Raw genomic sequence first — 14,713 nt, forward strand, 5'->3', positions numbered from 1 at the left:
TCGCCGTTTCCCGGACGCGTCATGCGTCGACCGCGACCGGCGGGGGAAGGAACGTGCGCACCGAGACCGACTCAGCGCAAGGAGAAACAGGATGAGCACCAACCCCTTCGAAGACCCGGACGGCACCTACCTGGTCCTGGTCAACGACGAGGGGCAGCACTCGCTGTGGCCCTCGTTCGCCCAGGTCCCGGCGGGATGGCGGGCAGCGCTGGAGGAGTCGGACCGCGAGACGGCACTCGCGTACATCGACACCCACTGGACCGACATGCGCCCCCGCGGCCTGGCCCGGGCCGCCGAGGGTGCGCACGCGGACTGACGCCGGTTCCGGGGGCTGCGGAGGAATGTTCACCGGGCGGAAATCGGCCGCGGCCCGGGAGCTGAGGTGACCCGCAGGAAAAAGGTGCGTGACAGCACAGAGCGGGCCCGCGGGGCCGGTATTCACCGATGCCTTCCGCGAGCCCGCCCGGTGCCGCATTTCCGGTAGCTGCTCGTCCTTGGGGGAGTGCCCCGGAGACGGACGGATAACCGCCGGTTCGGTGCTCCCTTCATCCATCTCCCCGTCCATGGGGAAGGTAAAGAAGCCGCCCGCACGGTAAACCCGTCATCCGCTTCTCCGGACGCCCGTCCCAAGTCCCGTAATCGTCCGGGGAAATCCCGCGCGAACTCCGCGTGAACCCGGTCTCCGCCGGCCTTCGCGTCCGTCATGGCACGAGCTCGCCGACCAGTCCGGGGAGGAGGCGCTCGGCGCGGCGCGTGCATCGGGCGCACGCCCAGCCGACGTCGGCGCCGCACAGCGTCGCCGCCACCCGCCGTATCTGCTCGGTACGGGTCAGCGCGCCTCGCGCGGCCCGGACGAGGGCGGCGTCGTCGTGCACCAGGCCGTCGCAGGGGAGGGCCGCCGGCCGGCCGGGGCGGCGGTTCAGGAGCGCCGTCAGGGAGGGGTGCATGGGGGTTCTCCTCGGGGGAAGTGAACGTCTTGCACCCGGGGAGAGAGCGGAACCGCCCGATCCTTACACCGTTCCGGACAGTGATTCCGAAAAAAATCGCTCACCGGTCCCGCCCGGCCACCGGGAGCCCCCGAGAGGCACATCTGTTCGCTTAACCTGGCAGTGCCGGACGGTTCCGCCGAGGGGCCGAGCCCGGCGGGCCCGGGGCACGGCGGTACTCTGCGAGGACCGGCAGCCCGGAACCCGGCCCGGACGCGGGGGCGGAACCGGCAGAACCAGACGCAGGTGAGGTATGGAGACCAGGCTCGTGCCCGTCCAGGGCCCGCGACGGCGAGCCCCGCGGCAGCGGGCGACGGGTGCGGCAGACCACATCGAGGGCGCGGGGGCGAGGGCTCGTGGATAAGGTCCTGCTCACGGCCGCCGGCCTGTACGTCATCGTCCTGCTGCGGGCCGGAGGCACCTTCGCCGTCGGCCGGCTCGCCGCCGCCGGTGCCCGGCGCAGCCGGTTCGCCGAACGGATCTCCGCCTCCAAGTTCCAGCGCGTCGAGAGGGCCATCCAGCGCTGGGGCGCGCCCGTCGTCGCCGTCTCCTTCCTGACTGTCGGTTTCCAGACCGCGGCCAACTTCCTCGCGGGCAGTATGCGCATGCCGCTGACCCGCTACCTCCCCGCGCTCTTCGTCGGCGGAGCGGGCTGGGCGCTGCTCTACGCGACCGCCGGGATCGGCGCCCTGGAGATGCTCGGCAGGCTCTTCGCGGAGCACGCGGCGCTCGGCGTGGCCGGGATCGCCGTCCTCGTCCTCGCGGCGGGCGGCCTGATCGCCTACCGCCGCCGCAGGGCCGCGCGCACGGACCGGGCCCCGGAGCCCGAGCCCGCGGCCGGCGAATCCTGACGCGCACCCCGCGCGGATGCCGGAGGCCGCGTTCCGTGCTGTTCTGAAACCTATGTCGGACTCGCGGGCAGGCGGGCCGGTGCAGGACCCGCACCGGTGGTGGGCCCTGGTCGTCATCGGGCTCGCGCAGCTCATGGTCGTCCTCGACGCGACGATCGTGAACGTCGCGCTGCCCTCGGCGCAGCGGGACCTGGAGATGTCCGACGCCAACCGGCAATGGGTGATCACCGCCTACACCCTCGCCTTCGGCGGCCTGCTGCTGCTCGGCGGCCGCGTCGCCGACTACGTCGGCCGCAAACGCACCTTCATCATCGGGCTGATCGGCTTCGGCGTGGCCTCGGCCATCGGCGGGGCGGCGGCGGGCCCCGGCATGCTCTTCGGCGCCCGCGCCCTCCAGGGCGCCTTCGGCGCGCTCCTCGCGCCCTCCGCGCTCTCGCTGCTGTCCACGACGTTCACGGACCCGAGGGAGCGCGGCAAGGCCTTCGGCGTCTTCGGCGCCGTCGCCGGCTCCGGCGCGGCCATCGGGCTACTGCTCGGCGGCGTCCTCACCGAGTACCTGGACTGGCGCTGGTGCCTGTACGTGAACATCCCCATCGCGGCCGTTGCCGTCCTGGGCGCCCTGACGCTGCTGCACGACCGGCCGGGGCACGCGGAGGCACGGCTGGACATCCCCGGCGTCATCCTCGGCTGCGGCGGCCTCGTCGCCCTCGTCTACGGCGTCAGCGAGGCCGAACCCCGCGGCTGGGGCGACGCCCTGGTGCTGGCGCTGATCGGCGTCAGCGTGCTGCTCCTGGTGCTGTTCGTGCTCTGGCAGCGCCGGGCCCGTACGCCCCTGCTGCCGCTGCACATCGTCAAGGACCGCAACCGGGCCGGGAGTTTCCTGACGATGGGCATGGCCACCATCGGCATGTTCGGCGTCTTCCTGTTCCTGACGTACTACATGCAGGGCATCCTCGGCTACTCACCGTTGCAGACCGGCCTGGCCTACCTGCCGATCAGCGGCGCGATCATCCTCGGCTCGACCCAGATCTCCGCCCGCCTGCTCCCATACGTCGCGCCGCGGCTGCTGATGGCCCCCGGCATGCTGATGGCGGCCGGCGGCATGCTGATCCTCACCCAGCTCCGGGTGGACTCCAGCTACGTCAGCCACCTGCTCCCGGCCGAACTGCTCCTCGGCCTGGGCCTCGGCCTCACCTTCATGCCCGTCATCTCGACCGCCACCCAGGGCGTCGCCGCACACGACTCGGGCGTCACCTCGGCCACCGTGAACACCGCCCAGCAGGTGGGCGGTTCGATCGGCACGGCCCTGCTCAACACCGTCGCCACCAGCATCACCGGCAACTACATCCGCGACCACCCGGTCGAGCCCCGCATGCGCCGCGAAATGGCCCGCGAGGCCGTCGTCCACGGCTTCAACCAGGCCACCTGGCTGGCCGTCGGCGTCATGGTCCTCGGCGCCCTCCTCGCCGCCACCCTCGTCACCTCCAAACCCCTCCACCACCCGTCCCCCTCTGACGAGACGGAGGAGGGGGCGGGGGTGGGGCGGGGGGAGTGACGGGGGGACGCAGGCCGGTCCGGAGCAATCAGCCGATCCGGCGTACCTCTTCCAGGACGTCGTCCAGCAGCCCCCTCACCTCGCTGCCGCCCAGGAGCAGTTGGCGGTCCAGAAGCCGGTTCCCCGTCTCGCAGGAGGTCTCGCTCACCAGCGAACAACCGTGACAGGCCGACAGGTTGAGCTGCGAGGACCCCTGCCGGTCGCTCTCGATGCAGACCGGGTCGTTGGAGCAGCAGTCCGCGTCGTCCAGGGCGGCCACCAGGAGCGGGATCAACTTGTCGGGATCTCCGAGTCGGACAAGCCCTCCGAGCGTTCCCTGCGCGTCACCGGCGGCGGTGTAGATCAGGATGCCGGCGGTGTTGTCCGTACGGTCCGAGTTCGCATAGATCCGCTCCTGCAGGGAGGCGGACGCGTAACCGCTCGCGAACGCCAGCCGACGGATCAGCAGATGGGCCAACGTGTGCAGCGCGACGTACCGGGGCTCGGGAACGTCCAGTTGGTCCGCCCACGGAGTGCCCGCCCTGCGCTGCTTGAGGACGCCGGCGCGTGCCTGCACGTCCGGCTGCGCCTCCCAGGCGGCGAGCGTCTCCTCGTCGAACCGCAGGAAGATCCCTTCACCGAACAGCTCGATCGCCGGATAGGTGGGCCAACGCCACTGGTCCGGGCCCAGGTCGGCCTTGACGATCGCCGCGTCCGCGTTCTGGCGGCGGAACCCGTACAGCGTGCGGACCTCACGGACCCGGCGCACCTGCCCGATGCCGCTGATGCTGCTGAGCAGGCTCGGCGGGGCCGGGACGCCTTCGAAGCGCCACCCGTCGACGACGAAGTCGCTTCCCGTGCCGTCCGGTCCGCCGTCGAGCTTCTTGAGGAAGGCCGCCCACTCGCCGTCCTTGAGGTCGAGCAGCATCTCCTCGGTCCCGCTCTCCTCCCCACGAGCGGCCGCGAGGACGTCCTCCGCGGTCACCCCGTCCGGGAGTTCGTCCGCGATCCACTCGGCCACCATCTCTGCCTGGGGGCCGCCGTTGTCCGACACGACCTTCTCGAAGAAGACGTGACCGCGGATCGTGTCCGTCATCTCCGCGGATCTCGGCCGCTCCTCCGGGATGTCGAGGGCCGAGATCTTCTTCGCGATGTAGTTGCCCGTGGCACCACGTTGTACGGCGAGCAACTGGTGGGGACAGGGCTTCTTGACGGAGCTCTCCGGTTCCCAGGGCTGCCGTCCCGTGCACCGGATCCCGTCCCGCTGCAGAGCCCCCTTCGTCACCAGCTCCGCGAGACTGCGAGCGTTACCGCAGCCGTGGCACTTGACGTTCAGGGCCGCGAGACCCTCACCACGGTCGGCCAGCCGCTTGAACCTGAGCGACTTGTAGTCCCGGCAGAAACGGACCTCCTCGTTCAGGCGGGCCGCGCGTCCACGGTGCACCCACGCGAACCAGTTGATGTCCTGGATGTGGCTGCCCTGCTCGCAGACGGCCACGTAGCGCATCGGTACCAGCAGGCCGTCGCAGTCACAGGTGTTGCTCCACCTGCCCTTCTTCTTCCCGGTGAGTTTCGAGAGCTTGTCGCAGCGCTCGCAGAACCGCCAGGCGGGAAACCGCCAGTAGGGCAACGAGGGGGTGTCCTTGCCCGAGTGACCCGCGTGTGTCGGAGGCTGCCGCAGGACACCCGCTCCGAGACGGGCTGTCAGTCGCTCGCAACTGACCTCCGGGGCGAACTTCTTGTCCCACCACGACGTGTCCGCCGCGATGAGGGACTCCCCCCGCACGTCGACGATCGCTCCGACACCGAACGGCGAGATCGCCTCGGAGAGACGCAGATCATGCTTGATCCTCTCCACGGTGCACCTCCTCCTGCGGTTCCTGGACCTCGACCGCCACGTTGCTCTCGACGTCCCGCATCGAGTCCCCGACGAGCCACCCCTCGCCGGGCTGGCCGAACCTCTTCAACAGGGCCGCCTGTTCCTGATTCCGCCGCTCGTAGTGGAAGGACTCCCCCGACTCGCGAGCGTCGGCCGCCCTGCGGTGCCAATCCTTCAGCAGGCGCCACACGGCAGCGCGCGTCTCCTCCGCCTCGAGACCGTCCGCACGGGTCACGTATTCGAGGAACCGCTCGACCAGGCCGCTGACGGCCTCGCCGACGAGGTCGTCCTCGAGGTCGAAACCGCCGGCCGCGTCGTTCTCCGCGAGCGGGGTGAACGAATGCCGCAGCAGCGCGACGAGCGCGCCGCCCAGGGACCGTTCGCGGGAGGCCAGCGACCACGGTGTCACGCTCGTCGGCTCCACGCTGCGGTAGAGGGCCTCGTGGTAGCCGCGGAAGGTCTCGAAATGCGACCGGTCGCGGGCCCTGCTCGACCTGAAGAGCGTGACGACGATGCCCTTGGTGTCGCCACGCCCGACCCGGCTGGTCGCCTGGATGTACTCGGCCGTGGTCTTCGGCTGCCCCACCATCAGCATCAGGGCGAGCCTCGGGATGTCGATGCCGACGGAGAGCATGTTCGAGGAGAGGACCACGTCGACGGCGTCCGACGACTCGTCGGCCCTGACCCGGAGCGCACGGAGGTCCTTCGGCAGTTCCTCGGCCCCACGGCGGCTCGTCAGCTCCAGGACCTTGCCCGCACCGACGGGACGCAGTGGCAGGCCGAGCCGGCCGGCGCGCGGCTCCAGCCGACCGTTGACGTCGTCGACGACCAGGGTGCCCGTCCGGCCGAGCTCCCGAAGGCTGTTGTGATACATGACCAGCGTCCAGTACGCGTCGCGGGACGCGGCGGACGGGGCCCGGGCGGCGAGCGCCGCCGGCATCTCGACCAGCGGGGTGACCGCCGAGATGACGGCCGAAGGCTGGGAGACGGACTGCGGCATGAGACCGACGTAGAGCCGTCCCTCGCCGTTCTCCACCGGGCGGGAGAAGAAGGTCCGGTCGTCGTCGAGGCCCGACGGCGGATAGAGCGCGACCTCACGCCCGTACAGTCCTCGGACCTGCTCGTCGGACGCGCGGATGGTGGCCGTCGACGCGACGACCTTGGGGCTCGTGCCGGATCTGCTCAACAGGAGCTGGATGACGGCGTCGAAGACGGCGACGGTGGTGCCGAGCGGGCCCGAGAGCAGATGCAGCTCGTCCTGGATGACCATGGACGGCTGTTCGGAGACGGTCCCGATCCCGAGCAGCGTCCCCGCCTCCGGGCGGAACTGGAGCCGCGCGAACTTGTCGACGGTGGCGAGCAGGATCGTGGGCGGATCGTCGTACAGGACGTCGTCGACGACGGCCAACGGCAGCTCTTCCCGGAACGGGCACGACGTGTCGACGCAATGGAGGATCACGTCGCTTCCGACCTGCCGCATGCCGTAGTCGTCCGGCCTGTTGCTCTTGGCCCGCGGCACCAGGGGAGTCAGGCACCAGGGGCAGCTCTCGACCTGGAACTGGTTGGCCTCTTCCGGACGGGCGGCCTTGAACAGACGCTCGAGCGCGTTCCGGGCCTCCGAGCGCGATCCGGGAGTGACCTCGTTGCCCACCCAGAGACCGATCGAGAACCGCACCATCCCCTTCACCCGGGGGTCCGTGGCACGCAGCCGCTCCATCGCGCAGATCAACGCCGCAGCGCGCTGGAACTGTTGGGAGGTCAGGAGACGCAAGGTGTAGCGGGTGATCACCGCAGTTCCGCCGCCGGCCACGTCGTGGACGAGTCGGCGGCGGAAGATCTCGATCGCCGCGAGACCGAGATAGGCCTCCGTCTTGCCGCCACCGGTGGGGAACCAGACGAGGTCGACGACCTCCCGGTCCTCGTGCGTCGGATCGACGGTGGAGGCCAACGAGACGAGAAGGAAGCCGAGTTGGAACGGTCGCCATCGAGGCTCCCGGGCTTCCCCCTCTCCGCGGTTGATCGCGGCCTGCCGCATCTGCAACCGCATGGCCTTCATGCCCAGCGAGAACGCCGTCCGGAGCTCCTGACGCTCCGGATCGCGCAACAGACGCACCCCCTCCCGCATGCGGTCGACGGCGACCTGTGAACGCTCGGCGATGTCGGTCGCCGTCCTGCCGCCCTCGTCGAAGCCCTTCGCCCGGTCGAGCTGTTCGGACGTCCAGGCGGCGAACGCGTCCACGAAGGCGTCCAACGACCGGAGGACCGTGTCGGGGTCCGTGTCGATCTGCTGGAGGTGCTCCAGCTCCAGGGCCTCCGACTCGGCCGTCCCCTCGTCGAACCCGGTGGTCTCCACGGCGGGCACGACGAACGAGGGCATCGGGTCGAGGAAGACCCCGGTGCAGCGGCCGGCTGTGAACTCCCAGTTCGCAGCCATGCCGTGCCCGACCGCGTAACTCCGCCTGTTGCGGTAGCGCAGGCGCAGCTCCGCGGACTCCGGGTCGGTGTCGAACGACCGCGTCGTGTCGTACTCGAGGATCTGGGCGCCCTCGGCGGGGGTCACCGCCAGCCGGACCTGGAAGAGCATTCCGGCGATGTCCATCCGCTCGTCCTGCTCGCTCTCGGCGAGAACCCGGACGTGCACCGTGACCAAGGAATCGCCCCGGAGCGAGCGCCACCGGGAGCCGATCTGGACGGGAACGTTCCCCACGGTCAGCGATTCGGGGGGCTGGTTCCGGCGGAGTACGAGGTCGGGCACGTGGTACGGGCTTCGACGCCAACTCGGCGGGCCGTCCGTGTCGACGGAGGCGTAGGTGCCGCACGAGAAGTCGACGTGGACGGAGTCGCCGTCCGTGACGAAGGAGAGCGCGACCGACGAGGGCCGCCAGTCCTCCGCCAGGGGCACGTCGGAGCCGCCCTCCTCCACATCGCCCTCCGGGACGTCGGCGGAGAGCTCCTGGCCCGCCTCGTCGGCGTCACGGGACGCGTGGCGCTCCTTGTCGACGGGGAACAGCATGCCGACGGCGTACTGCCGGTGCGGGAAGTTCGTCGTGACTTCCTCGTCGCCGGCCTCGGGCCCGACGTAGGACGCGTGGAGGTGTTCGAGGGCCTTCTCCTGGGCCGTCGTGAGGGTCACTTGCCGACCTGCTTTCGAACGAGCTCCTGGAGCCGCTTTTTGTCGTCCTTCGACGCGATCACGTGGAGCGCGACCCGGGCTCGGGTGACGGCCACGTAGAACGCGGCCAGCTCTCTGTCGTCGTACGTCCGCGGCAGGTCACAGACGATGACGTGCTCGGCCTCCAGACCCTTGGCGTACCGAGGGCTCGTCACGAGGAACCCGGACCCGTTCCTTCGCGGTGCCTCGTCGGCGGTGACGCTGATGATCCAGATGTCCTCGCGGCGTGCCCCGTTCGACACGAGTTCGCGGGCCAACTCCTGGGCCGCCGTCACGTCGGCCGGCTTCTCCCAGTGCCATTCCACCCGGTCACCGTGCACGATGCCCGGGTCGCCGATGTCGGCACCGAGGTACTCCTGCACCACGTGGACGATGGCACGGGTGTTGCGGACGTTCCGGTCGAGGTCGAACTGGAGTGCCTCCGGCTGGACCAGTTCGAAGACCTCGGGATCGAAGTCGCCGTCCACACGTGCCTGGTTGTTGGGATCGAGGAACATCCTCCAACGCCCGCCCGAGCGGCCCGAGCGGATCACGGCGTCCAGTGCGTCCATGCCGTCGCAGTTCATGAGGTCCTGCGCCTCGTCCACGAAGACGACGTCGTACTGCTTGTCACCGGAGAGCTTCGCGAACGGCAGCAGGTCGATGTCCCTCCCCTCGATCCGTGGCCCGAAGAAGTCGACCAGCGACGGGGAATGGAAGGTGACGAGGACGGACCTGCCCTCGCCCGCCTCCTGTTTCGCGCCCTCGGCCAGCACCAGGGACTTTCCGGTACCCGCACCACCGAAGACGAGCAGCCTCGGGTTGCGCGAGAGCGACGCCAGAACCCGGGCCTGCCCGTCGGTCGCCCGGTTCTGCTCCTCGAGGACGGCGCCGCGCTGTGCATCGATCACGGGCATCCGTGCGAACTCACCGAAGAGGCGGGACCGAAGGGAGTCGGGCCGGGCGACCTTGACGCCGAAGGGGGCCTGCTTCGCTCCCCCGGCCACTCTGTCCAAGGCGTCCGTCATCGCGGCGACCGTCATCTGCTCCTTCGCCCACCAGTGGCTGCCCTTCCAGTCGATGGCGGGAGGAAGGCCGTCGGTGTCCGGCGTGACGACGACGGCCTCGTCCGCGAACCAGCCGATGCCCTCCTCACGCAGAATGCTGCGCAACGCGCGCACGGCCGACTGCGCCTGGTCCATCGGCGACTCGCGCAACTTGTGCCAGTCGCGGTGGCGGTCGACGCTGTACCAGACGCCGTTGTGCTTCACCACGCCTCCTCCCTTGACCTCCAGGAGGATCACGACGCCGTCCCACAGCACGACGAAGTCCGCTTCGCTCTGTTGCTTGACCGCGTGGCTCCGGAGGCCGACGGAGTGGAAGGCCGCCGCGTCACGCGGCCCTGCGACCTTGTCCAACAGCCGCGCCACCCGACGCTCGGCTTCGCTCGTGGCGGCCTTCTCGATCTCGGCGAGATCCGGGATGAGAATCATGCTCCCCGCTCCGTCCAGAGGTCCTCGTAGGCCCGATAGCCGAGGAAGTCGTTGGCTGCACCGAAGTTGTCGGCGACGTCCACGATGAGGCACTCCTCCTTGCCGCCGTTCAGCGGGCCCCGTAGCCCACGGCCTGCCATCTGGATGTAGGCGCTGGGGCTGAACGTCGGCCTCGCGATGTAGAGAGCGCGGACACCCGGGGCGTCGAACCCCTGGATGAGCAGGTCACAGTTGGCCAGAACGCGGATCTTTCCCTTCTTGAACCGCTCGATGACGTCGCGGCGTTCCTGTCGTCCGGTCTGTCCGCTGACCGCCGCCGCCTCGACCTGTCGACAGCGCAGCGTCGCGGCCAGGACCTGGGCGGACAGGACGTTCGGTGTGAACACGAGTACGGGCCATTGGGGGTCCTGGCTCATGATGTGGTTCACGAGTACCTTCATCCGTGCCTGGTCCCGGCCGATGCGATCGAGTACCCGGGGCTCGAGTTTGCCCTTGGTGCTCAGGTGCTCCAGTTCTCCCGGTTCCAGGTCCACGTCGACACCCGGCAGCACCTCGTGCCTGACCTGTGCGAGGACGCCGATGCGCGACAGCTCGTCGTACGCGTTGCCTTCGTCGAAGGCCTGGATCTTGTGCTTGCCGAACCGGGCCGCCAGTTCCCTGGTCTGCTCGTCGTGGTCGGCCGTTCCCTTGAACGGGGTGGCCGAGAGGCCGACCAAGGGACGCTCCCAGCTGCGGCCGTCGACACCGAGCCACTTCAGGATGCCGGTGTAGCGCTTGGACCCGCCGGCACGGTGCGCCTCGTCGATGAAGACGGCACAGGGCCGGGTCAGCCAGTCGTACGCCGGGTTGTCGAGCAGCGTCTCGAGCTTGGCGTCGGTGGCCACGATCACACTGAACTCGGTGTCCGGTTCGTGGACCGTGTTGTTCTCCCAGAGCCGACCGATCGTCAACGGGCTCTCGTCACCGAGCCCCCTCCAGACGGTGCTGAACGTCTGGACCGCCTGTTCGCAGAGCTCCGCCGACTGCGCGATCCAGAGCACGGTTCCGCTCAGACCGCCGTCGACGAAGAGCCGCAGGACGGTCTCGGTGGCCACCCGGGTCTTCCCCGCGCCCGTCGGAAGCTCGACCAGGCCCTTCTGCGCGGGTCCGTCCGTTCCCGGGAGGGTCAGCACGGTCCGCAGGCGCCGGCTGATGGTCTTCTGGAATTCGTGCAGCGGGTTGAGCCGCACGGCACCGGGCACGACGAACTCGTCGTCCTGGCGTTGGTTCCGACGTCCGGTGTACGCGGCGCCGAACCCCATCCTCCGGAGCCAGTCGATCGTCGGCGTCCTGCCCGCCCACTCCTGCGGAACGTCCGTGTACCCCTCGTCGCTGAACTGGTCCTTGAGGAGCCGGATCGAGTCGCTGCCGTAGACGGTCAGGAAGAGTTCGGCGACGGACGTGGAGTGGTCCACCAGGTTCTGCGCCTCGAGCGCCTGCCAGAGTCCCTTCGGCAGGGTCTCCTTGAGCGTGTCGTCACCGAAGTAGGCCTCCAGGCGCTCCGTGTCGGTGGACGCGGCACGGGCGGCTCGTCGCTGTTGCTCCAGCTTCCGGTCGATGCCCACCTGGAGGACATTGCTCAAGTCGGCGTTCGACAGCCTGAGATCGAAGGCCTCGCCGAGGCACTCGAGGACACGCCTCTTGTCGAGGTCCGCTCGGACCACGAGCGTCGGCCCGTCGAGGTGCCAGTCGAGAGACTTGTCCTCGGCCCCGTCGTCCGTGGTGATCCGCTTCACGACGTGGACCGCCTTCGCCACGGTCGCGTCCCTGACCTTCTCGACGGCGAACGTCGAACGGAGCCCGGGGTACAGGTCGATGACGCGTTCCGGGTGCTGTTGCCCCTCGACCAGCAGGGAGAAGGAGAAGCTTTCCTCGAAACGGCGACATCCGACCTCCCTGACGAGTGCGTCCGCCTGTTCCTGGTCCGCCCAGAGGTACGGCTTGTGCCGCGAACCGAGGAACGCGGCTTCCTCGGTGGTCGTCGCCAGGTACACCGTGTCGGGCCGCCGCGCCTCGATGCCGCGGCCGACGCGTGCGGGGACGAGGTCCGGATGGCCGTCGGGGAACGCGCCCCTGCCGGCGGCGAGTACGAACGTCGTCAGCGTGCTGTTCTTGACGTCCGAGGAGAAGACCTCCGATTCCAGCGCCTCGCGCAGCACCTCGGCAGGGATTTCGTCCAAGTCCTTCGGCAGCTGCAGCGCGTCTTCCACGTGGCGCGGTCCGCGGAAGAGGGGCAGCAGCGGTGCGTACTCGACGAGCGACGCGGAGACGACCTGGCCGGGGGCCCGTGAACCGCGGCTCGATTTCAGCAGCCCCGCACGCATCGCCGCCCACCGGACCGGCGGGACGACCCGGTGGGTCTGCTGCGTGTCGACGTCCTCGCAGGCCCAGCACTCGCCCTCGTCGAACTTGAGGAGTTGGGCCGTCCACGTCTCACGGATGTGGTCGGGGGCCTGGGCCTCCTGGAGCATGAGGAGGACGGAGAAGGGGCCGGGACCCTCGTTCCTGTCGAACTCGATCCGTTCCACACGGCGTTCGCCGGGGCCGAGACTCCGGTTGAGCTCGCCCGTCACGTACCGGCAGTACTCCTCGAAGCAGACCTCGTCCTCGATCGAGTACGCGGGCACGGGAAGGTGGATGGTCCCTGCCGTGTGCGCGATCTGTGCCGTGCACCTCGTCCGGTCCAACAGCCGTTCGGGGGCGAGTTCTCCGAGCCCGTCGATGTCCAGCACGTCGGAGGGGCGGGCCCAGCCGCCGTCACGGGTCGGTACCTTGAGGCTGCCCGTCCGGTCGCGGGACACGACCTTCTGCGCCTGGTTTATGGGTACTTCCAGGACGGCGTCCCAGAACTTGGAATGTTCCTGCGGGTCCTCCGGTGCCCTGGAGAGCTTGGCCAGCCTCGCCTCGAGGATCGCGAGCGGGTCCAGCTTCCGGAACCTTTGTGCGACGAGCTTGTTCTCGACTCCCGGGCGCGCCAGGAATTCCGGGTGGACGAAGCTCGCTCCTTCGATGTCTAGGTCGTCGACCCGCTCGAGGAACACCTCCTTGCAGTCCTTCAGGGACCGCATCTCACCGGTCGTCGGAATGACCTTCGCGGACCGGATGTCCTTGATCTTCGGGTTCATCAGGACGAACTCGAGAGCCTGCTCGGCGGAGCTCATGTCGTTCCCCGTGGCCCACTCGCGCAGCCAGGAGTGGATGCCTCGGCTGGGGACGTTGTCGAGTGCCTTCGCCTCGTCCCTGAACCGTCCGTCCGGGAACGCGGAGGACACGCTGCGGATGAAGAGTTGCCGCAGCCGGGCCATGCGCTGGTTGTTGGCGTAGCAACGCCAGTGCGGGACGTCGTCACCGGTGTTGGGGGACCGGATCCATCTCTCGTGGTCCTTGCTGTCGGCCTCGCCGATGAGAGCGAAGTCCAGCGGACGGAGATCCGACGGAGCGTGCAGGGCACCCGTCGCGTCGGGGATCAGTGCTCGCTTCGCCGCGGTGTACGGGGCGTGGGCACAGAGGATCTCGTCGCCGAACGAGTGGGTCTCACGACCACGGGCCGGCATGTAGTCCAGGTGCGCGGCCGGATCGTGCTCGGACGAGACCTTCGGCAGCATGTCGACGAACATCTCGGAGAGACCGACGAGGATCTCTCGGTTGTAGGTGTTCTCGAGCAGGGTGGTGCGGTCGTCGTTCACGCTCCAGGGAGCGTTGAAGAGGGCGGAGGCGGACGTCCTGTCCTGGAGGGGGAAGTACGACCAGAACTCACCCGTCCGTAGCTGGCCGCGGCGAGCGGGTAAGGCGACCGTCACCTTCACGCGGTCACGTGACACCGCTTCGCCGACCTCGGCCCGGGCCTCGGAGCTGGGCGGATGCATCCGGTTCTCGACGTACCACTCGTCGTGGTCGCCGTCCGGACGCTCGATCCGGAACCTGCCGTCGCCGAGGTCCCGTGACACGTGGCTCGTCACGAACTCCTCCTCGCCGCCGAGCACTTGGAGTCGGACCTCGCGCACGGCGCCGGCGAACAGGAGGAATTCCGAACGGAATTCCTCGATCTCCTTCCTGAGGTTGTCCAGCTTCGCGGCGTGCGGCAGTCTGACGACGGTGGAGGCCCACTCCGCGAGCCCGGCCAGGATCGGGTCCTTGTCGAACTCCGTCGCCGCGTCGAGAGGGGTCGCGGTCCTGAGGACGGGGAACCTCTTGACGGTCGGCTCGACCTCGGCGAGCTTCTCCCTCGCCGAGGGCGAGTTGAACTCGAAGGAAACGGATCGGCTGAAGACCTGTGCGGCATCGCTGACGGCGAGCACCGATTTGAATCCGAGACCGAACCGCCCGATCTCGTCGCCCCGCTTGCCGCTGAGGTGCGCGTGAGCGATGGAGGTCAGACCGCTGCGGGAGAAGGGGCGTCCGGCGTTCGCGCAGTACAGGGTCTGCTGCCCGAGGTCGAGGACGATCTCGACGCGACCGGCTCCTTCTTCGTGCTCCTCGGCCCCGGACATCGCATCGGCCGCGTTCTGGACCAGCTCGAGAAGCGTGCGGTTGGAATAGCCGCCGACCCGGATGGACTCCTCGTGGTTGGCGTGTTCCGTGATCAGGTGCGGATTCGCTCGATATGAATCGATCGCCCGTCCGAAAAGATTCTCGACTTCACGTACCAACCCCGTGTCGGGGACCCACCGGGCACTCTTCGTCGTCACGTCTGCACCGCCTCGCCTTCCGTCCCCGCGATGCACCGCCGCCAGACCTGCACCTACTGGCTCCTGAATGTCGATCGCTGTCTTCTCCGACG

8 protein-coding genes are annotated in these 14,713 nt (G+C 69.1%); 3 read left to right on the top strand and 5 right to left on the bottom strand.

Annotated elements, in window-relative coordinates:
* The first annotated feature begins 91 nt into the window (after positions 1 to 91).
* Positions 92 to 316 carry an MbtH family protein gene (locus HCC30_RS16250; protein ID WP_169443248.1) on the top strand — a complete coding sequence of 75 codons (225 nt, stop codon included), beginning with the start codon at positions 92 to 94 and terminating at the stop codon, positions 314 to 316.
* Between the two features lie 385 nt (positions 317 to 701).
* Here HCC30_RS16250 and HCC30_RS16255 read toward each other — a convergent pair whose 3' ends face one another.
* On the bottom strand, positions 702 to 947 hold the full coding sequence (locus HCC30_RS16255) for a hypothetical protein (RefSeq protein WP_169443249.1): 246 nt from the start codon (positions 945 to 947) through the stop codon (positions 702 to 704).
* Positions 948 to 1,342: 395 nt separating this feature from the next.
* Between HCC30_RS16255 and HCC30_RS16260 the strand changes: the two genes are divergently transcribed.
* Positions 1,343 to 1,837 carry a VTT domain-containing protein gene (locus HCC30_RS16260; protein ID WP_169443250.1) on the top strand — a complete coding sequence of 165 codons (495 nt, stop codon included), beginning with the start codon at positions 1,343 to 1,345 and terminating at the stop codon, positions 1,835 to 1,837.
* Between the two features lie 52 nt (positions 1,838 to 1,889).
* Positions 1,890 to 3,392 (top strand): MFS transporter, encoded by a 1,503-nt coding sequence (locus HCC30_RS16265; RefSeq protein WP_169443251.1) that lies wholly within the window; start codon positions 1,890 to 1,892, stop codon positions 3,390 to 3,392.
* A 28-nt stretch (positions 3,393 to 3,420) separates the two neighbouring features.
* Here the strand turns inward: HCC30_RS16265 and HCC30_RS16270 are convergent, their stop codons facing one another.
* From HCC30_RS16270 to HCC30_RS16285, 4 genes are read right to left on the bottom strand one after another with little or no spacing between them, the layout of a single operon-like run.
* Positions 3,421 to 5,229: a DUF1998 domain-containing protein gene (locus tag HCC30_RS16270; protein ID WP_169443252.1), complete on the bottom strand. Its 1,809-nt coding sequence runs from the start codon at positions 5,227 to 5,229 to the stop codon at positions 3,421 to 3,423.
* Entirely contained in the window at positions 5,210 to 8,383 is a 3,174-nt protein-coding gene (locus HCC30_RS29195) for a helicase-related protein (protein WP_169443253.1), read from the bottom strand. Before HCC30_RS29195 ends, HCC30_RS16270 begins: the two co-directional genes overlap by 20 nt.
* On the bottom strand, positions 8,380 to 9,894 hold the full coding sequence (locus HCC30_RS16280; RefSeq protein ID WP_169443254.1) for an NERD domain-containing protein/DEAD/DEAH box helicase: 1,515 nt from the start codon (positions 9,892 to 9,894) through the stop codon (positions 8,380 to 8,382). Before HCC30_RS16280 ends, HCC30_RS29195 begins: the two co-directional genes overlap by 4 nt.
* Complete coding sequence (locus HCC30_RS16285) at positions 9,891 to 14,621, bottom strand: helicase-related protein (protein WP_169443255.1); 4,731 nt, start codon at positions 14,619 to 14,621, stop codon at positions 9,891 to 9,893. The genes HCC30_RS16280 and HCC30_RS16285 overlap by 4 nt, the downstream gene beginning before the upstream one ends.
* Between the last annotated feature and the right edge of the window lie 92 nt (positions 14,622 to 14,713).

It is taken from the genome of Streptomyces sp. HNM0574, from assembly GCF_012726235.1.
Taxonomy (GTDB): domain Bacteria; phylum Actinomycetota; class Actinomycetes; order Streptomycetales; family Streptomycetaceae; genus Streptomyces.